This window comes from uncultured Pseudoxanthomonas sp., from assembly GCF_947498795.1.
Taxonomy (GTDB): domain Bacteria; phylum Pseudomonadota; class Gammaproteobacteria; order Xanthomonadales; family Xanthomonadaceae; genus Pseudoxanthomonas_A.
Genome location: NZ_CANMLQ010000008.1, coordinates 74107 through 92310, shown reverse-complemented (window position 1 = coordinate 92310; position 18204 = coordinate 74107). Strand labels below are relative to the sequence as shown.

Sequence of the window (18204 nt, the reverse complement as noted above, 5' to 3'; positions counted from 1 at the left end):
CATGGCAGGGACGGGCGAGGGCTCGATGGCGTGACGCTCAGGCGGAGGCGCGGCCATTGCGTGGAGCGCCGGCCACCGCCCACAGCGCGTCTTCGAAGTCGCGCGCGAGCGTCTGCGCCGGCGGCTTCGCGTCCTGCGCGGACCAGGTGACGATGGACTGCGTCGCACGCCCGCCACGCGCCAACAGCGCGACGGCACTGCGTCCGACCGCCAGCGCATCCGGCCATTCCGCGCAGGCGTTGATCGCGTTCTCCGGCGTGCACACCGGCTTGTCGACCGACAGCAGCTGCACGCGTACGCCCAGGGTCTGCGCTTCCTCATGCAGCACCTGGGTCAGCATGCGCACCGCCGCACCGGTCACTGAGGCGTGGCCGTAGCCGGACCAGCCGCGCTCCGCGTAGGGACCGCCGATCAGCACGTAGTTCGCGGCGGTCTGGCTTTCGGAGAGCAGGGGAATCAGGTGGCGGGCGGCGGCCAGGTGCGGGATGAGATCGGCCTCCAGCTTCTCCAGCAGGAACGACGCCGGACGGTCGAGCAGGCGCCCGCTCTGCAGTGGCGTGCCCATGCTCGCGAACACGGCGCGCAGGGGGCGGCCACGTTCGCGTATTTCGTCGGCCAGGCGCGCGGCGCCGCGATCGTCGTGCACGCAGGGCGAATACAGCAGCTGCAGTCCCGGCTCGTCCTCGAAGTGCTCGGCCAGCGCGCTCATGCGCGGGCCTTCGCGGCCCACCGCCAGCACCGGGCTGCCGGCCTCCAGCAACGCGCCGACCACGCCGAAGCCGACGTTGCCGCTGGCGCCCATCACGAGCGCGCCCGGGGTCAGCGTGTCCGTCATGGCGTTCACCGCGCGCTCCGCGTGAGCGGTGCCGCAATGCGCCCGCTCACGCCCGCCGATTTCACCTGCAGGCGTTGCCGCACGTCATCCGCCTGCGGACGCGGCAGGGTGAATTCGCGGAAGCCGGCGCGCTGGCCGGCCAGCGGCAGGCGTGCCACCGGCCGACCCGTCGTGGGGGAGGGCGTCGACGGATCGGCCGGCGCGTGGAGGCGCGCGACCAGCGCACGTGCAACGGCACGCAGCCAACGCATGGCGGCATTCGGGAAGGAAACGGGCATGGCGGCCAGTGTGGCCAGCATCGTCGTGGCCGCGATATCCGGATCCTGCTGTGCGATTGCCTGATCCTGCGCGTCATCGCCCCTGGGGGCGACGAAGGCGCGGCAGGTCGCCAGCCGCAATGCGACCGGCGCTTCGCAGGGGGTGCCGCTCGTCGGCGCACGTCGGGCAAGTGTCCCGCTCATGGGATGAATCCTCCCGTGATCGGGATAATCCCGGAAGCCGACATCACCTTGCCGATCCGGCGACCACCTCCCACCGTGCCGCCCCGCTGGGAGCGCGGCGCGGCGACATGACCGGAAATGTCCTGTAACAGAAGGCTTTTGCTACGACGGAAAGCCCGAGGGTACGGGGATTCCGAGACGTCTTCACGGTGTTCCAGCGATTGGAAGAGGCGGGCGAACAGCATGGGGGCGATACCCGGTGGAGGACGATGGACGCCACGTTACGCCGCCAATGAGGACTTGATTAGTCCTGATTTAGGGGAATAATCATCCCGTCAGCGGGCCAATTCGCCCATCGCCTACCGGAGTCTCTCGATGACCCACGATCTCAACGACACCCTGATCTTCGTCAAGGTGGTGGAGCAGGGCAGCTTCATTGCGGCCGCCAACGTGCTGCGCCTTCCCAAGACCACGGTCAGCCGCAAGGTGCAGGAACTGGAGACGCGCCTCGGCGCGCAACTGCTGCACCGGACCACGCGCAAGCTCGGCCTGACCGAAGCCGGCAACGTCTACTACGAACACTGCCAGCGCATCGCGCGCGAATTGAACGAAGCCGCCAGTGCGGTGGGCCAGCTGCACGCCGGGCCTCGCGGCTGGTTGCGGTTCACCGCGCCGTATTCGATCGGCATCGACAAGATCGCGCCGCTGCTCGGCGAGTTCCATGCGCAATACCCCGAGATCCGCGTGGAGATGCTGCTCGCCAACGACACCCTGGACCTGATCTCCGGCGAGATCGACGTAGCGCTTCGGATCGGCAGCCTGCCGGATTCCAACCTCGTCGCGCGACGCCTCAGCACGCTGCGCACGCAGGTGTATGCCAGCCCGAAGTACCTGGCGCGTTACGGCGAACCCCTGCACCCGGACGACCTGCAGCACCATCGCGTGCTGGCGATGCAGAAGCATCGTCGCGGCAACGGCTGGGCGATGACCCTGCACGGCGCCGAGGGCGAGCACGACTATCCGATCAATCCCATCCTGGTGGCCAACGATCCCGCGGCGCTGAAGGGCGCCTTGCTGTGCGGCGAAGGGCTGATGCTGGGCGCCGACGTGATGGTCAAGCCGTATCTAGAGCAGGGCCGCCTGCAGCGCGTGCTGGCGGGATGGACGGGGCCGGAATACGAGTTCAATGCCGTGTTCCCGCGTGGCCACGTGCAGTCGCCGAAGGTGCGTGCGTTCGTCGACTTCCTGGTCGAGCGCATGAAGTTCGACGTCGACTACATGATGCAGCACTGCCCGGTATACCTGCAGCAGCAGGCCGAAGCGCGTGCGGCCGCCGAGACGGCACCCGAAGTGGAAGCCGCCGCGGCGGTCGGGCGCAAGGTATTGGCTGACGTGCTGAGTTGAGCCGGTGCCGTCGTCCCGCGCACGCGGGGACGACGGCAACGACAGTGGCTTGCCGCCCAGATGGGAGCGACGGGAAACGTGTGGCCTAACGATTCCCGAACGCAAGCCGGCGCAGGGCTGGCTAGGATGGGCCCGCATCGCCGGAGTTGGGTTGTCCGCCATGGATGGACGTCCGCACCGCGTCTCCACCTGACCAGGAATCCGCACGATGAAGACACCGATCGCCGCGCTCGCGGTGTTGTGGCTGGCGGCTTGCGCGCCGGCCACGCCTGATACCGCCGCTTCCGCTGCCGATACGGCGCCAGCCGCGGCTGCCGCAGACGCAGCACCCACGGTTCCTGCCGCCGCCCCATCGGAAGGCGAGGCCGTCGATGATCCGCGTGCAGTCAACCAGGCCATCGACGAAGTACTGGGCGATCACGCCCGCTACGAGACGGTGATCCGGCAACTGCAACAGGCCGTGACGGCGAACGACACCGAGGCCGTCGCGGGGTTGGTGGCCTACCCGTTCGTCACCGTTCGCGACGGCGAGTCGTTGAAGGTTGCCGATGCCGCCGCCTTCGTGCGCGAGTACGACCGCATCATGACCCCGGCCATCGCCGACACGATCAAGCGGCAGAAGTATTCGCAGCTGATGGTCAACTACAAGGGCGTGATGTTTGGCAACGGCGAGGCCTGGGTGAACGGCATCTGCCAGGACGCCGCCTGCAAGGATGTCGACGTGCGCGTGGTGGCGCTGCAGCCGACGTCGTGATGTATACGGAGTCACTGTAGGAGCGACGTGAGTCGCGACCGCCCGGCCTCGCACGTCATGAAGCGTTGGAAAGGCGCACACGCTGGAGGCCAGGGGCCTTCCTGCTCATCCAGGGGTGAGGCTTCCGTACGCGGATGGCGTGCGGTCGCGACTCACGTCGCTCCTACAGAATCGCAAAAAGAAGGGCGGCCAATGGCCGCCCTTGTTCTGACGCATCGTGCGTACGCTTACTCCACCCGTACATCCACGCGGCGCGCCTCATCCGCGTCGCCGCTACCTGTGGTCTGCGCGGGCTTGTCCAGCGAGATGCGCTCCGCGGCCACGCCGTTGACCACCAGCCACTGCTGGATGGCCTCGGCGCGCTGCTTCGCCAGCGCTTCGTTGGCGGCGGCATTGCCGCTGGCATCGTGGAAGCCCGAGACGCGGACCGTACTGTCGGGATCCGCGCCCAGCGTCCCCAGCACGCCCGCCATCCGTGCGGTGGTGTCCGAGGGCACCACCGCGGAGCCGCTGTCGAACAAGATGCGGGCGCGGCGTCCGTCGACGACGTGATCGGCCGCAGCGGCAACGTGGGACGCGGCCTCCGCCGGCGCGGCACTGCCCAGCCATCCATTGACCGGCAGCACCGGCACCAGCAGCAGCGCGACGATGTTGATGATCTTGATCAGCGGGTTGATCGCCGGGCCGGCCGTGTCCTTGTAGGGATCGCCCACGGTGTCGCCGGTGACCGCGGCCTTGTGCGCTTCGCTGCCCTTACCGCCGTGATGGCCGTCCTCGATGTACTTCTTGGCGTTGTCCCACGCGCCGCCGCCGGTGGTCATCGAGATGGCCACGAACAGCCCGGTGACGATGGTGCCGATCAGCAGGCCGCCGAGCGCCTGCGGGCCCAGCAGCAGGCCCACGATGATCGGCACCACGACGGGAAGCAGCGAAGGCACCACCATTTCCTTGATTGCCGACTTGGTCAGCATGTCGACGGCCTTGCTGTAGTCCGGCTTGGCGGTGCCGGCCATGATCCCGGGGATCTCGCGGAACTGGCGCCGCACTTCCTCCACCACGCTGCCTGCCGCGCGGCCCACGGCTTCCATCGCCATTGCGCCGAACAGGTAGGGAATCAGGCCGCCGATCAGCAGGCCGACGATCACCAGATGGTTGGACAGGTCGAAGGTGAACACCGTCCCCGGATGTGCGGTCTGCAGGTTGTGCGTGTAGTCGGCGAACAGCACCAGCGCCGCCAGCGCGGCGGATCCGATCGCATAGCCCTTGGTCACCGCCTTGGTGGTGTTGCCCACGGCGTCCAGCGGATCGGTGATGTTGCGGATCTCCGGCGGCAGTTCCGCCATTTCCGCGATGCCGCCGGCGTTGTCGGTGATCGGGCCGTACGCGTCCAGCGCGACGATCATGCCGGCCATCGACAGCATCGCGGTCGCCGCGATGGCGATGCCGTACAGGCCGCCCAGCGCGTAGGCGCCGAGGATCGCGATGCACACCGCCACCACCGGCCACGCGGTCGAGCGCATCGACACGCCGAGGCCCGCGATGATGTTGGTGCCGTGCCCCGTCGTGGATGCTGCGGCGACGTGTTTCACCGGCGCGTACTGGGTGCCGGTGTAGTACTCGGTGATCCACACGATCACCCCGGTCAGCACCAGGCCGACCAGCGCGCAGAAGTAGAGGTTCATCGCCCCGTAGGACGAATCCGCCATCAGCTGCGTGGTGATCGGATAGAACGCGATGGCGGCCAGCACGCCCGACACGATCACGCCCTTGTAGAGCGCGCCCATGATCGAGCCGCCCGCCTTCACTTTCACGAACATCGCGCCGATGATCGAGGCGATGATCGATACGCCGCCGAGCACCAGCGGGTAGAGCACCGCGTGTTCGCCCGCCTGCGCCATCATCAGGCTGCCGAGCAGCATCGTCGCGATGATGGTGACCGCATAGGTTTCGAACAGGTCGGCCGCCATGCCGGCGCAGTCGCCGACGTTGTCGCCCACGTTGTCGGCGATCACCGCCGGGTTGCGCGGGTCGTCTTCGGGAATGCCGGCTTCCACCTTGCCCACCAGGTCCGCGCCGACGTCGGCACCCTTGGTGAAGATGCCGCCGCCCAGGCGCGCGAAGATCGAGATCAGCGAGGAGCCGAACGCCAGGCCGACCAGCGCGTGCAGCGCGTCGGCGGTGCCGTAGCCGAGATGCAGATGAAGCACGGCGTAGTAGCCGGCCACGCCCAGCAGGCCCAGGCCGACGACCAGCATGCCGGTGATGGCGCCGCCCTTGAAGGCCACGTCCATCGCCGCGCTCATGCCCTTGGTGGCGGCCTCTGCCGTGCGCACGTTGGCGCGGACCGATACATTCATGCCGATGTAGCCGGCGGCACCGGACAGTACCGCGCCGATCAGGAAGCCGATGGCGCTGGCCCACGACACGAAGAAGCCGATCAGCGCGAGCAGCACGATGCCGGCGATGCCGATGGTGGTGTACTGGCGGTTGAGGTAGGCGCTGGCGCCTTCCTGCACGGCCGCCGCGATTTCCTGCATGCGGGCGTTGCCCGCAGGCTGTTTCAGGATCCAGCGCGCTGCCACCACGCCGTAGATGATCGCCACGCCGGCGCAGATCAGCGCCAGCGTCAAACCGTGTTGTTCCAGCATGACCCCTCCCAAGGTTGATGGATGTCGTCCAGCAGAACGCTTGAACACGCAACCCAATCCCGGTGGAGCCTGTTGAACGATTGAGCGCACTCGACCGCTGCGATGGACTGCAGCACGAAACCCTTGTTCAGACATCCCTGGAGCTGGCCCGAGTATGACCGGATGCGCTGCGGGCCGCCAGCGGTGACGCGGCCGTTCAGCCGCTCCGTGCCAGCCTTGCGGCCCGCATCCCGTTTTCGTACCGGCTCCAAGGAGTTGCCATGCGCCAGACCGTCGCACTTCCGCTGCTCGCCGCTTGCCTGGCGATCGCAACGCCGGCCCGCGCCGCCGATCCCGCACCCGAGATCCAGCGCCCGGCGGGCACGCCGCAGGCCGTCGGCACCGTGCACACGCTGCGACAGATTCCCGAGGCCTGCGCGCGCCTGGAGGGCGCCTTCACGGGCGATGCCGCGCAGCCTTATCGCTTCGCGCCCGTGCGCACCAGTCCGCAGTGCCAGCCCCGCGCGCGCTTCGTCGATATCGAGAAGGCAAAGCCTTCCCTGGCCGCAGGCTGGAAACTCAACGACATCATCCGCGTCCCGGACGCGGCCTGCCCGTCGCGGCAGGCCGTCGTGCGCGTGTGGCGCAAGCCGGGCAGTGCGACACCGCCGGCCGCCGATGGCCAGGGCCAGTCGCGCATCTACCTGCAGGAGGCGAAGCAGCAGGCCGCGGGAGCCGCGCAGGCGCCGTCGCTCACGCTGTTCGCGGCCCGTCTCGACATCGAAGGCAAAGGCTGCAAATGAAAACGGTGACGGCCTCTTGCGAGGCCGTCACCGCGGGACCGTTGCCTTCTCTTACTTCTTGGCGGGCTTCAGGTCTTTCGCCATGCCGTTGAAGGCGGCCTCGTCGGAGGGCGACAGGTTCGGGCGGCCCGCCATGAAGCCCATCGTGATCGAACCCAGCACGTAGTAGGTTTCGCCTGCCTCCACTTCCAGCGTCAGCACGTCCTTGGCCTCGGAGTGCACGGTGTACTGGTGGGTACCCGGCGCAACGGAAGCGATGAAGTAGGTACCACTGCTCAGCTTGCCCAACTCGGTCTCGCCTTCACGCACTTTGTACTTGACGGCCGCACCCGCGAATTTTTTCTCGCGGAAGAACACGACCTGGCCCATCCCATCCGCAGGAGCACCCACCAGACCGCCCGTGGGCGCTGCGGGTGCTTCGGCGGCAGGAGCGGCAGTCTCTGCGGCAGCCGGGGCGTCCTGCGATTGGGCATGGACGGCGACGGCCGGCAGCAGCAAGAGGGTCAAGCACAGCAGGGCACGGTTGAGCGGATAACGCATGCGGGATCACTCCGGTTGATGGGATGGGATGGTGCTGGGGGGTAGGGTCGCGCGTTCCGGCGCCGCGGGGTCGGCTGTCGCCCCGGATGCATCGGACGTGGGTGCCGCCTGCAAGGGCTCGGCCAACTTGGCCGTGCCGGTGGTCAGGGCAGGAATCTCGATTTCCTTGCCGTGGATGAAGTGTGCGAACGGGCCGATGCCGACCGCGACGCCCAACGCTACGCCGCTCGTGTCCTTGCCGGCACCGCCGAGCTTGAGGCCGCGCAGCCTCACCTCGCGGTCGCCCAGCTGCAGCCGCCGTGCAGCGAGGATCAGTTCCCCAGGCTTGCCCCCACCGCGCGATGGCTCCGCGTGGACGATCTCGCCGACGCCCTCCGTCCCTGCAGGCAGCACGACGATGCCCTCGATGCCGATGTCCTCCTGCACGCGCACCCGGAAGGCATCGCCGCGTTTGGCGCGGGCAGAGCTGATGGGGTCGAGGATTTCGAGCCGCACGGGAGTGCCCTCCGGCAGCTCGCAGCACGCGAGCGGCGTGGGCGTGATGAAGGAACTCGTTTCCGTCGTCGGCGCGTCTGTCGGGGACGGTACATCCTGTGCACCGCAGGCCAGGACCCACATGCCAGCCAGCAGGCCGATGCCCGCGCGTTTCCTTGCTGTCGCCATGCTCCCTCCCCTGGGCGGCTACGCTAACGCAGCGCGGGCGCGCCGCCAAGCGGGGCGTCGCAAGGGAATGGAGTCGGGTCCGGGCGCCGACGATGCCTGCGGATCAGGTGTCGGCCGGGGTGCCCTGGTGGTAGTGAAGCTGCCAGCCCAGCGGTGTTCGCCGCCAGACGGACATCCGCAACGCCGCGTGGCGGTGCGTGCCGTCCACGGCCACTTCATGCGACGCGAAGTGCAGCAGCGCGACGTCGTCGGCAAGACGTTCGACGCGGTGGTCGCATGCGACCACGGGCGGCAACGGAGCACGATCCGCCAGGAAGTCGATCACCCTCTGGCGGATGTAGCGCGTGCCGGAGCGACCGACTTCGTGGAACTCCGGATGCAGCAGGCGCTCCAGCCGCTCGCGCGTGCAGGTCGCGCCGGGGTGGTGGAGCTCGGTTTCGAGGGCCGTCAGTGTGGCGAGCAGGTCATCCATGGCGCCATGCTAGCGCGGTGGACGTGCGCGATCAGGACGTTGCGCGTGCCGGTGAAGCCGCATCGTCCTTCTGCGCCAGGTACTGCCCGAAGCGGTAGCCCGCACCTGCGATGGCGAGGCCGATGGCGACGGCCAGCAAGCCGATCAGCACTTTGCGGAACATGGCAGTCTCCTCTCGCGTGATGGTGGGCGCACGCTAGCACTGCCGATGTCGCCGCGACGGTGCCTGAAGTCACTCCCCTGCGATGGCCGCGCCACGTTCGGCCAGCAGCCCGCGCAGCACCGACCGATGGCAGCGTGCCTCGTCTTCGCAATAGCAGCCCAGCGAAAACGCACTGGCCAGCGACAGCGCAGCAAGCAGGTCCAACGTACGGGCGTTCTCCGGCGTGGCCATCTCCGCGCGGTACTTCTTCACGAAGGCGGCCCACGCCTGGGGCGTGGCGGCACCCTGTGCTTCCTTCACCAGCCCGGCGCTGGGCGCGAGATTGGGATACCACACGTCGTACCAGTCCTGCGACGCGAACGCCGCCTTCGGCACGCCACGCGGCGGCCGGCGCACCGTGCCGATGCGCAGGCCTTCGTCCTTCGCGCGCGGCGCGCCAAGGCGGACGATGCGGATCATGGCGCCCGGTGCGCGGCGTCCAGGGACGCATGACGCGCGAGGGCGGCGTCGTGGATCTCGAACAGATCGGCACGCGCTTCCCAGAGGGCAGCGCATGCGACCATCGTCAGGAAAAGCCAGGCGCGACGCGGCAATGCCTGCTTCATCGCGTGATTCCGAGCAGCGGGGTAGCCAGAGGGTTCATCCTTCCCATGCAGGCAGCTTCTTCTTCACCGCCACATTCCTCAGCGCGACGTACTTGGGCAGGCCATCGTTGCCGTAAGGCGGATAGGCTTCGCCACGGATCAGCGGCTGCAGATAGGCGCGCGCCTTGTCGGTGATGCCGTAGCCGTCCTTGCGGATGAAGGTGGGCGGGAACTTCTTCTCGTGGTTCGCCACCTTCGACAACGGCGCGGCCTCGATCTTCCAGCGGAACGGCGCATCGGACGTGCGCACGATCACCGGCATCACCGCGTTCTGTCCCTTCAGAGCGAACTGCACCGCGGCCTTGCCGACGGCCTGCGCCTGTTCCCAATCGGTCTTCGAGGCGATGTGGCGCGCCGAGCGCTGCAGGTAGTCGGGCAGGGTCCAGTGCACCTTGAGGCCCAACTGGTCCTTCACGCGCCCGGCCAGGTACGACGCGACGCCACCCAGCTGGGTGTGGCCGAACGAGTCCTTGCCGCCGCCCGCATCCGCGACGAAGCGGCCATCGGCATGCTGGATGCCCTCGCTGGCCACCACGACGCACCAGCCGACCCTGTCGACGACCTTCTTCACCTGCGCGAGGAACTGCGTCTCGTCGTAAGCGCGCTCGGGGAACAGGATGATGTGCGGCGCCTCGTCAGGCGACTGCCCGGCCAGGCCAGCGGCGGCCGCCAGCCAGCCGGCGTGGCGACCCATGGCCTCGTAGACGAACACCTTGGTGGAGGTTTCCGCCATTGCGGCCACGTCGAGCGCGGCTTCGCGCACGGAGACGGCGGTGTACTTCGCCGCCGAGCCGAAGCCGGGGCAGGTGTCGGTGACGGCGAGGTCGTTGTCCACCGTCTTCGGCACGCCGATGCAGGTCAGCGGGTAATCGAAGGCCTGGGCCAGCTGCGAGACTTTCCAGGCGGTGTCAGCGGAGTCGTTGCCGCCGTTGTAGAGGAAGTAGCGCACGTCGTGCGCTTTCAGCACGGCGAGCAGGCGCTCGTACTTGGCGCGGTCGGCCTCCAGCGACTTCAGCTTGACCCGGCAGCTGCCGAAGGCGCCGCCGGGTGTATGGGCGAGGGCGCGGATGGCCGCGGCCGACTCCTTGCTGGTATCGATCAATTCTTCGCGCAGCGCACCGAGGATGCCGTTGCGCGCGGCCAAGACCTTGATTTTGCGGGCCCGCGCTTCGGTGATGACCGCTGAGGCAGAGGCATTGATGACGGCGGTGACACCGCCGGACTGCGCATAAAGTAGGGTGCCAGGCGCCATGTGGGGTTCGTTCCGGGGTGCGGGGATGCGGTAAGCTTCACACAGATGACGCGGTGCAGCGCGGCGCCCGGCGCCCGGCGCGGTCCACCGCCCGCAGGATTCCAGCTTCGGGAGTGACAGCATGCGATTGGTTCTACTGGGCCCACCCGGGTCGGGCAAGGGCACTCAGGCGGCGCGCCTGAAGGACTACCTGCAGGTGCCGCATATTTCGACCGGCGACCTGCTGCGCGCCGAAGTCGCCGCCGGCAGCCCGCTGGGCCTGCAGGCGAAGGAAGTGATGGCGCGCGGCGAACTGGTCAGCGACGACATCCTGCTCGGCATGCTGGAAGACCGCTTCTCCCGCGATGACACGAAAGCCGGCTTCATCCTCGACGGCTACCCGCGCAATCTGGTGCAGGCCGCCGCACTGGGCCAGCTGCTGGCCAAGCTGGGGCAGAAGTTCGACTTCGCCGTGCAGCTGGAGGTGCCTACCGAACTGCTGGTGGAGCGCATCGCCGGCCGCGCCAAGGCCGAAGGCCGCGCCGACGACAATCCGGAATCGGTGCGCAAGCGCCTGCAGGTCTACACCGACCAGACCGCGCCCGTCATCGACTTCTATCGCCAGCAGGGCGAGCTGACCGTCGTCGACGGCGTCGGCTCGCTGGACGAGGTGTTCACCCGCATCACCGAGGCGCTGGCGCCGGCCAAGGAAGTGGGCTGAGGCCCGCCTCTCCGCACTGGCACGCGTCCGGAAAGGCCCCGCATCGTCGGGGCCTTTTCGATGGCGCGGCGGCACCTCGCGCCGCCCTCGTGCCGAACCCCGTCCGCTCGGCTAAAGTCTGCGGAGTTTCCACGGAATTCCTGTCTTGAAGATCCACATCCTCGGCATCGCCGGCACCTTCATGGGCGGCGTCGCCGCGCTGGCGCGCGAACTCGGCCATACGGTCGAAGGCAGCGACCAGGCCATCTATCCACCCATGTCGACGCAGCTCGAGACGCTCGGCATCGCACTGGCGCAGGGTTACCAGCCGCAGAACATCGCGCCGGACTGCGACGAGATCGTCATCGGCAACGCGCTGTCGCGCGGCAACCCTGCAGTGGAAGCCGTCCTCGATCAGGGACGTCGCTACATCTCCGGTGCGCAATGGCTGTCGGAACGCGTACTGCCCGGCCGCGACACGCTTGCGGTCGCCGGCACGCACGGCAAGACCACCACCACGACCATCCTGACTTACCTGCTGGAAGCCGCCGGCCGCTCGCCGGGCTTCCTGATCGGCGGCGTGGCAGAGGATTTCGGCGCATCCGCGCGCATCGGGGGTGGTCGAGAGTTCGTCGTCGAGGCGGACGAGTACGACACCGCGTTCTTCGACAAGCGCAGCAAGTTCGTCCACTACCGGCCGCTGGTGGCCATCCTCAACAATCTGGAATACGACCACGCCGACATCTTCCCGGACGTGGCCGCGATCCAGCGCCAGTTCCACCATCTCGTGCGTACCGTGCCGCGCCGTGGCCGCCTGATCGTCAATGGCGAGGACGCACGCCTGGCCGAGGTGCTGGCGATGGGATGCTGGACGCCCGTCGAACGCTTCGGCTTCGACGCGACGCTGGAATGGAGTGCGCGCCTGATCCGCGACGACGGAAGCGCGTTCGCGGTGCGCCACCATGGCATCGAGATCGGCGAGGTGCACTGGCCGATGCTGGGTCGCCACAACGTGCTCAACGGCCTGGCCGCGCTCGCCGCCTGCAATGCCGTTGGCGTGGACGTGTCCACCGTGCTGCAGGCGCTGGCGGCTTTCCGCAGCGTGAAGCGCCGGCTCGAGGTGATCGGCCAGCACGACGGCATCACCCTCTACGACGACTTCGCCCATCACCCCACCGCGATCCATACGACGCTCGAAGGCCTGCGCGCGCGCGTCGGCGAGGCGCGCATCCTGGTGGCCATGGAGCCGCGCAGCAATTCGATGCGTTCGGGCGCGCATGCCGATGCGCTGGCGCCCTCGCTCGACATCGCCGATGTGGTGGTGTTCCTGCATCGTCCCGAACTGGCGTGGGATGCGGGCAAGGTAGTGGCCGCGATCCGGGGCGAGGCGCGGACCGTGCCCGACGTCGATGCGCTGATCGCCGCGTTGAAGGCGCAGGCACGTCCTGGCGACCACGTGGTGTTCATGTCGAACGGTGGCTTCGACGGGGCGCCGCGCCGCTTCCTGGCGGCCCTGCAGGGCTGAGGCAGCGATCGTGGCGCACGAATCGTTGCCGCTGTTCCCGTTGCACAACGTGCTGCTGCCGGGTGCGGGGTTGGACCTGCGCATCTTCGAGCGACGCTATCTGGATCTGGTACGCGACTGCGGACGCTCCGGGAGCGGTTTCGGTGTGTGCCTGATCCTGGAGGGCAGCGAAGCGGGTGCGCCCGCCACGCCGGCCGCCTACGGTGTCGAAGCGCGCATCGAGGACTTCGACACCGGCAGCGACGGATTGCTGGCGCTGCGGGTACGCGGCCACCGGCGGTTCCATGTGGTGCGTACGCGCGTACGCGACAACGGGCTGGTGATGGCGGATGTCGACTGGCTCGCCGCCGACAGCGCCGACGCGCTGCGTCCCGAACATGCGCTGCTGGGCACCCTGCTGCAGACCATGATGGAAAAGGCCGGCAGCGACCTGGCAGGCCTGCCGCCGCGCATCTTCGAACAGGCGGCGTGGGTCGGATGGCGACTGGCGCAGGTGCTGCCGATCACCGCCGAACAGCGGGTATCGATCCTGCAGGAAGACGATGTGCATGCGCGCCTGCAGCGGCTGCTGGAGTGGATCGACTGACCCTGTCGCCGCAGGGTCGAGCGTGCTCGCTCTGCGAGCCTTCGTCACGGCGGACTGCTGGCGGGGACCCGCGGAGCAAGCGGCGCTCTGCGTTTCCCCTGCAAGACTCAGCGAGGCGTGGCCTGCCCGTCGTCGGTGCGCAACCGCACTACCGGCAGTCCGGATTCCGGGTGCGGCGCGATCGCGTGGTCGAGTCCGGTGGTGGCCTGCGTCACCGCCTCCAGCGCCGTCTGGGCCTCGGACAGCGGACGCCACACGCGCACCAGGTTGAATGCGCGGTGCTGCCGCAGTACCTGCGCACTGCCGATCCACAGCGGCACGTCGCCGGGCTGCAAGCGGGTGTCCGCCGGCCACAGGCGCAGCACGAACACCTCGCCCGGCTGCGCGCCCTGGCGCAGCATCAGCAGGCTCTCTGCGCGCGTATCGAGCGTGGCGGGCAGGACGGGCTGCGCGTCGTCCGGCAGGTCGCTGTCCAGCAGGTTCAGCGCCTCTTCCCAACCTGCCTGCGGCTGCTCGCGCCAGCCGTCGGCCACCAGGCTCGCTTTCAGCGGTGCCAGCGGGCCGGCGACCTGCACGTCCAGCGGCCAGCGCTGTTCGTCGTCGAATTCGTTGCGGCGCGCGGGCAGCGATTGCCATCCCTCGGCCCACCAGGCCTGCAAGGCGACGCTGCGTTCGATCACCGGCGCCTGGAACTGCGCCAGCATGTGCTCGACGTTGCGCGGCGCATGCCACAGCCCGGCCAGCACGAAGCTGCCGTAGAACAGCCACGCGATCGGCTTGATCCAGAACGAGCGGACCATGCGGCGCCGGTAGGCGATGCCCAGTACCAGCAGCCACACCAGGCCGAACAACATGCCGCCGATGATGTCGCTGATCCAGTGCGCACCCAGGTAGATGCGCGCGAACCCGATGAGCGCCACCACGATGCCCGAGACCAGATAGGGCCACACGCGCGTGCGGCCCGGCAGCTCGCGTGCGATCAGCACGGCGAAGAAGCCGAAGGTGATCGTCGACATCGTGACCGCGATGGACGGGAAACCGAACCCGCTGCTGACGCTCGGCGGCTTCGGGATATCCACCGACGCGCCCAGCCACGCCGTCAGCGCCAGGCCGAAGGCGATGGCCGCCAGCCAATGCGCGGCCGCCATCCAGCGCTTGCGCCAGCACAGGTAACCGAGCACCAGCAACGATGCCGGCGCCAGCACCTGCTCGTCGCCCAGGGACGCGATGGCCGCCAGCGGATAGTCCGCGAGCGGGTTGCGCAGGGCGCGCATCAGCTCGTACACCCACAGGTCGATCGCCAACGGTTCGCCGTGGCCGATCACGATCACCAGGAAGGCAAACCACACCCAGACGATCGCCAATAGCAGGATCGCGAGCAGCGCCAGCGGCACCGATTCGCGCCGTGTCGGCTCGAACACGGCCGCGGTATACCGCCCCAGCACCGGATGCGCGTGCGACCACGCCAGGGCGCGTGCCAACAATGCGTCGGCATGCGCAGCGAACCATCGATAGGTGTACAGCACCAGCGCCCATGCCAGCGCGATCACCAGCACCAGCAGCCCGAGCACCAGCGCCAGTCGGCCGGCCACGGCGGCCACGGCATCGTAGGCATGCCCCAGCACCCAGCCCGGCAGCAGGAATCCGACGGCCCACGCGACGCACGCCGCGCCACTGGCCACGAGGTAGCGGCGCATCGGCATGCGCGAGATGCCGGCGACGGCCGGCACGAACGGCCGGATCGGGCCGACGAAGCGCGCGATGAAGAGGCTCTTCCACGCATTGCGGCGGAACAGCAGTTCGCCCCGGTCCAGGAGCTGCGGATACCGGCGGAATGGCCACACGGTGCGCAGCTGCTGGCCCCAGCGATGGCCGACCCAATAGCTGGTCGCATCACCGATGAGCGCGCCCAGCGTGGCGCAGGCAACGGCATAGGGGCCGGAAATCTCACCCAGGCCGATCAGCACGCCCACCGCGAACAGCAACGGCAGGGCCGGCACGATGGCGCCCAGGATGATGACCGCATCGCAGAACGCGATAGCGAAGATCACCAGCCCTGCGGCCACGGGATGCGCGCTGATCCAGGCCAGCAGGTTGTCGAACCAGGAGGCTTCCATCGGCGGATTATAGGCGGCGCTACATGACCCGCGTCTGCGACCTATGGACGTAGAATGACGGTGTGGACTTGCACTCGCCTTCCGAAATCGCCGCCCTCAAGGCCGACAGCTTCGGCCGCATCTCGTTGATGCAGGGAGCGGAGGGGCCCTTCGTGCGCCGCGACCTCGCGCACGTCCCGCTCTGGCTGCGCTTGCCGGCGTGGTGGCTGGCGCGACGCGAGGCGCTCGCGCTTCGGCGGGTCGCCGGCATGGCCGATGTCCCGCAACTGCTCGACTGGACCGGGGGGCGGCTGGATCGCAGCTACATGGACGGCGCGGCTATGTACCAGCGCCCGCCACGCGGCGACGTCGCCTATTTCCGGCGCGCACGCAGGCTGCTGCAACAACTGCATCGCCGCGGCATCGCGCACAACGACCTGGCCAAGGAAGCCAACTGGCTGGTGCTGGCCGATGGCCGTCCGGGCATCATCGATTTCCAGCTCGCCACGCGCGGACAGCCGCGCTCGCGCTGGATGCGCCTGCTGGCACGGCAGGACCTGCGCCACCTGCTCAAGCACAAGCGCATGTATTGCCCGGCCTCGATCACGCCGGTCGAGCGGCGCGTGCTCAAGCGCACCTCCTGGGTGCGCGACCTGTGGTTCCGTACCGGCAAGCCGGTCTATCGCTTTATCACGCGCCGGCTGCTGAAGTGGGAAGACAACGAAGGGCAGGGGCCGAAGCCGTGATGTCTGCCCTGTCCCGATCTGCAGGAGCGCCCCGCGGGCGCAATGCTCCCTCTCCGTGCGGAACGGACACCATCGCGTCCATGGGGCGCTCCCGCAGTGAGCATTGACCGCGCACGACACACGCCACAAGGACATGCCATGACACTCGCCGGCAAGACCCTCTTCATCACCGGTGCCTCGCGTGGCATCGGCCTGGCCATCGCGCTGCGCGCCGCGCGCGATGGCGCCAACGTGGCGATCGCAGCCAAATCCTCGGTACCTAACCCGAAGCTGCCTGGCACCATCCACACCGCCACGCAGGCGGTCAATGAAGCGGGGGGGCGCGGACTGGCGCTGAAGTGCGACATCCGCGAAGAGGACGACGTGAAGGCGGCGATGGCGGCGACCGCCGATGCCTTCGGCGGCATCGACATCCTGGTCAACAATGCCAGCGCCATCTGGCTGGCCGGCGCGCTGGACACGCCGATGAAGCGCTTCGACCTGATGCAGCAAGTGAATGCGCGCGGCAGTTTCCTTTGCGCGCAGGCCTGCCTGCCGTATCTGACGCAGGCGGCGAATCCGCACATCCTGACGCTGGCGCCGCCGCCGTCGCTCGATCCGAAATGGTGGGCGCCGCATACCGGCTACACGCTGGCGAAGATGGGCATGAGTTTCGTGACGCTGGGGCTGGCCGGGGAATTCGGTCCCCGGGGGATCGCCGTCAATGCCCTGTGGCCACGCACCATCATCGCCACCGATGCGCTGAACATGATCCCCGGTGTCGAAATCCCGCGCTGCCGCACGCCACGGATCGTGGCCGATGCCGCGCATGCCGTGCTGGTGCGCGAAGCGCGGGGCTTCCATGGCCACTTCCTCATCGACGAGGACGTGCTGCGCGAGGCAGGTACGACCGATTTCTCCGGCTATGCCGTCGATGCGTCGTTGTCGCCGCTTCCCGATCTCTTCCTCGACTGATCCCGCGAGACGTCCCCATGAAATACCTGCACGCCATGATCCGTGTCCACGACCTGGACGCCACCGGCCGCTTCCTCACCGACGGTCTGGGCCTGCGCGAAACCCGCCGCATGGACAGCCCGCAGGGCCGGTTCACGCTGGTGTATTTCGGCGCACCGGCGAATCCGGAGGCGGAAATCGAGCTGACCTACAACTGGCCGCCGGAAGACGGCACGCCGCCGGAGGACTACGGCAGCGCGCGCAACTTCGGGCATCTCGCCTTCGAGGTCGAGGACATCTATGCGCTCTGTGCGCACTTGCAGTCGCGCGGCGTCACCATCAACCGCCCGCCGCGCGACGGCCGCATGGCCTTCGTGCGCACGCCGGACCTGATCTCCATCGAACTGCTGCAGAAGGGAGCGGCGCTGCCGCCGCAGGAACCTTGGCTTTCGATGCCGAATACGGGAAGCTGGTAACCCGCCGAGCCCGGAGTCCGCAAGATGAATCTCGCCCTGGTGGTGATCGATGTGCAGCGTGGCCTGTTCGAGCCGCAGCCAGCCCCGGCCGAGGCCGACGCAGTGATCGGGCGCATCAATGCGCTGGCCGACAGGGCACGCGACGCCGCCGCGCCGGTGATCTTCGTGCAGCACGAGCGCGCGGGCGACCTGGAGGCCGGATCGCCGGGTTGGGACCTGCATCCGGCGCTGCGCGTGGTGGAAGGCGACCATCGCATCCGCAAGGCCACGCCGGATGCCTTCCTTCGCACGGGGCTCGACGAAGTGCTGTCGTTCTGCGGCGTGGAAGGCGTGGTGCTGTGCGGTTACGCCACCGAGTTCTGCGTGGACACCACGGCCCGCAGCGCCGCCGCGCACGGCTACCACGTCGTGCTGGCCGCCGACGCGCACACCACCCACGACAAGGCGCATGCCGACGCCGCGCAGATCCGCGCCCACCACAACGCCACGTTGCCGGCGATCCGCAGCTTCGGTGTCGGCATCCGCGCGCTGCAGGCGGACGAGATTGCGTTCACCGGCTGAACCAC

The 18204-nt window shown here is 68.5% G+C and carries 21 protein-coding genes and 1 pseudogene; 10 read left to right on the top strand and 12 right to left on the bottom strand.

Going from position 1 to position 18204, the window contains the following annotated elements:
• Positions 1-37: 37 nt before the first annotated feature.
• Both Q0907_RS16335 and Q0907_RS16330 read right to left on the bottom strand, forming a co-directional pair.
• The gene (locus tag Q0907_RS16335; RefSeq protein ID WP_296282903.1) at positions 38-835 is read right to left on the bottom strand and encodes an SDR family oxidoreductase; all 798 of its coding nucleotides are present in this window, start codon (positions 833-835) and stop codon (positions 38-40) included.
• A 5-nt stretch (positions 836-840) separates the two neighbouring features.
• Positions 841-1296, bottom strand: a complete 456-nt coding sequence (locus Q0907_RS16330; RefSeq protein WP_299346811.1) for a hypothetical protein — start codon at positions 1294-1296, stop codon at positions 841-843.
• A gap of 354 nt (positions 1297-1650) precedes the next feature.
• Here Q0907_RS16330 and Q0907_RS16325 point away from each other — a divergent pair, with 354 nt between their 5' ends.
• Together Q0907_RS16325 and Q0907_RS16320 are read left to right on the top strand one after the other, a co-directional pair.
• Positions 1651-2679 (top strand): LysR family transcriptional regulator, encoded by a 1029-nt coding sequence (locus tag Q0907_RS16325; RefSeq protein ID WP_299346809.1) that lies wholly within the window; start codon positions 1651-1653, stop codon positions 2677-2679.
• A gap of 208 nt (positions 2680-2887) precedes the next feature.
• Entirely contained in the window at positions 2888-3433 is a 546-nt protein-coding gene (locus tag Q0907_RS16320) for a hypothetical protein (RefSeq protein WP_299346808.1), read from the top strand.
• 227 nt (positions 3434-3660) lie between these two features.
• Here Q0907_RS16320 and Q0907_RS16315 read toward each other — a convergent pair whose 3' ends face one another.
• Positions 3661-4059, bottom strand: coding sequence for an OmpA family protein (locus tag Q0907_RS16315; protein ID WP_299346893.1), 399 nt, complete (start codon positions 4057-4059; stop codon positions 3661-3663).
• Positions 4054-6081 (bottom strand): annotated as a pseudogene (locus Q0907_RS16310) (sodium-translocating pyrophosphatase); the annotation flags it as partial. The gene Q0907_RS16315 and the pseudogene Q0907_RS16310, both read right to left, overlap by 6 nt.
• Before the next feature lie 260 nt (positions 6082-6341).
• Between Q0907_RS16310 and Q0907_RS16305 the strand changes: the two are divergent.
• Positions 6342-6863, top strand: a complete 522-nt coding sequence (locus tag Q0907_RS16305) for a hypothetical protein (protein ID WP_296282885.1) — start codon at positions 6342-6344, stop codon at positions 6861-6863.
• Positions 6864-6914: 51 nt separating this feature from the next.
• Here Q0907_RS16305 and Q0907_RS16300 read toward each other — a convergent pair whose 3' ends face one another.
• The 7 genes from Q0907_RS16300 to Q0907_RS16270 form a co-directional block, all read right to left on the bottom strand.
• Complete coding sequence (locus Q0907_RS16300) at positions 6915-7403, bottom strand: DUF2846 domain-containing protein (RefSeq protein WP_296282886.1); 489 nt, start codon at positions 7401-7403, stop codon at positions 6915-6917.
• Positions 7404-7409: 6 nt separating this feature from the next.
• Positions 7410-8066, bottom strand: a complete 657-nt coding sequence (locus tag Q0907_RS16295) for a hypothetical protein (RefSeq protein WP_299346807.1) — start codon at positions 8064-8066, stop codon at positions 7410-7412.
• 103 nt (positions 8067-8169) lie between these two features.
• Positions 8170-8538, bottom strand: a complete 369-nt coding sequence (locus tag Q0907_RS16290; RefSeq protein WP_299346805.1) for a DUF4440 domain-containing protein — start codon at positions 8536-8538, stop codon at positions 8170-8172.
• A gap of 31 nt (positions 8539-8569) precedes the next feature.
• The gene (locus Q0907_RS16285) at positions 8570-8701 is read right to left on the bottom strand and encodes a hypothetical protein (RefSeq protein WP_299346803.1); all 132 of its coding nucleotides are present in this window, start codon (positions 8699-8701) and stop codon (positions 8570-8572) included.
• Between the two features lie 69 nt (positions 8702-8770).
• Positions 8771-9160, bottom strand: a complete 390-nt coding sequence (locus Q0907_RS16280) for a DUF488 family protein (RefSeq protein WP_299346802.1) — start codon at positions 9158-9160, stop codon at positions 8771-8773.
• Positions 9157-9306 carry a hypothetical protein gene (locus tag Q0907_RS16275; protein WP_299346800.1) on the bottom strand — a complete coding sequence of 50 codons (150 nt, stop codon included), beginning with the start codon at positions 9304-9306 and terminating at the stop codon, positions 9157-9159. Before Q0907_RS16275 ends, Q0907_RS16280 begins: the two co-directional genes overlap by 4 nt.
• A 34-nt stretch (positions 9307-9340) precedes the next feature.
• The gene (locus Q0907_RS16270) at positions 9341-10597 is read right to left on the bottom strand and encodes a 6-phosphofructokinase (protein WP_299346799.1); all 1257 of its coding nucleotides are present in this window, start codon (positions 10595-10597) and stop codon (positions 9341-9343) included.
• 121 nt (positions 10598-10718) lie between these two features.
• On the opposite strand from Q0907_RS16270, the gene Q0907_RS16265 reads away from it, so the two are divergent.
• From Q0907_RS16265 to Q0907_RS16255, 3 genes are all read left to right on the top strand, one after another.
• A complete protein-coding gene (locus tag Q0907_RS16265) occupies positions 10719-11297 on the top strand; it encodes an adenylate kinase (RefSeq protein ID WP_192310496.1) in 579 nt (192 codons plus the stop codon).
• Positions 11298-11433: 136 nt separating this feature from the next.
• Positions 11434-12801: a UDP-N-acetylmuramate:L-alanyl-gamma-D-glutamyl-meso-diaminopimelate ligase gene (mpl, locus tag Q0907_RS16260; protein ID WP_299346891.1), complete on the top strand. Its 1368-nt coding sequence runs from the start codon at positions 11434-11436 to the stop codon at positions 12799-12801.
• Positions 12802-12808: 7 nt separating this feature from the next.
• Positions 12809-13387, top strand: a complete 579-nt coding sequence (locus tag Q0907_RS16255; RefSeq protein WP_296282906.1) for an LON peptidase substrate-binding domain-containing protein — start codon at positions 12809-12811, stop codon at positions 13385-13387.
• 107 nt (positions 13388-13494) lie between these two features.
• Here the strand turns inward: Q0907_RS16255 and Q0907_RS16250 are convergent, their stop codons facing one another.
• Positions 13495-15504 (bottom strand): bifunctional DedA family/phosphatase PAP2 family protein, encoded by a 2010-nt coding sequence (locus Q0907_RS16250; protein WP_296282893.1) that lies wholly within the window; start codon positions 15502-15504, stop codon positions 13495-13497.
• A gap of 128 nt (positions 15505-15632) precedes the next feature.
• On the opposite strand from Q0907_RS16250, the gene Q0907_RS16245 reads away from it, so the two are divergent.
• From Q0907_RS16245 to Q0907_RS16230, 4 genes are all read left to right on the top strand, one after another.
• Positions 15633-16229, top strand: a complete 597-nt coding sequence (locus tag Q0907_RS16245) for a phosphotransferase (protein WP_296282907.1) — start codon at positions 15633-15635, stop codon at positions 16227-16229.
• Between the two features lie 138 nt (positions 16230-16367).
• Positions 16368-17183 (top strand): NAD(P)-dependent oxidoreductase, encoded by an 816-nt coding sequence (locus tag Q0907_RS16240; protein WP_299346798.1) that lies wholly within the window; start codon positions 16368-16370, stop codon positions 17181-17183.
• A gap of 17 nt (positions 17184-17200) precedes the next feature.
• A complete protein-coding gene (locus tag Q0907_RS16235; protein ID WP_299346797.1) occupies positions 17201-17638 on the top strand; it encodes a VOC family protein in 438 nt (145 codons plus the stop codon).
• Between the two features lie 24 nt (positions 17639-17662).
• Entirely contained in the window at positions 17663-18199 is a 537-nt protein-coding gene (locus Q0907_RS16230; RefSeq protein WP_296282896.1) for an isochorismatase family protein, read from the top strand.
• Positions 18200-18204: the final 5 nt, after the last annotated feature.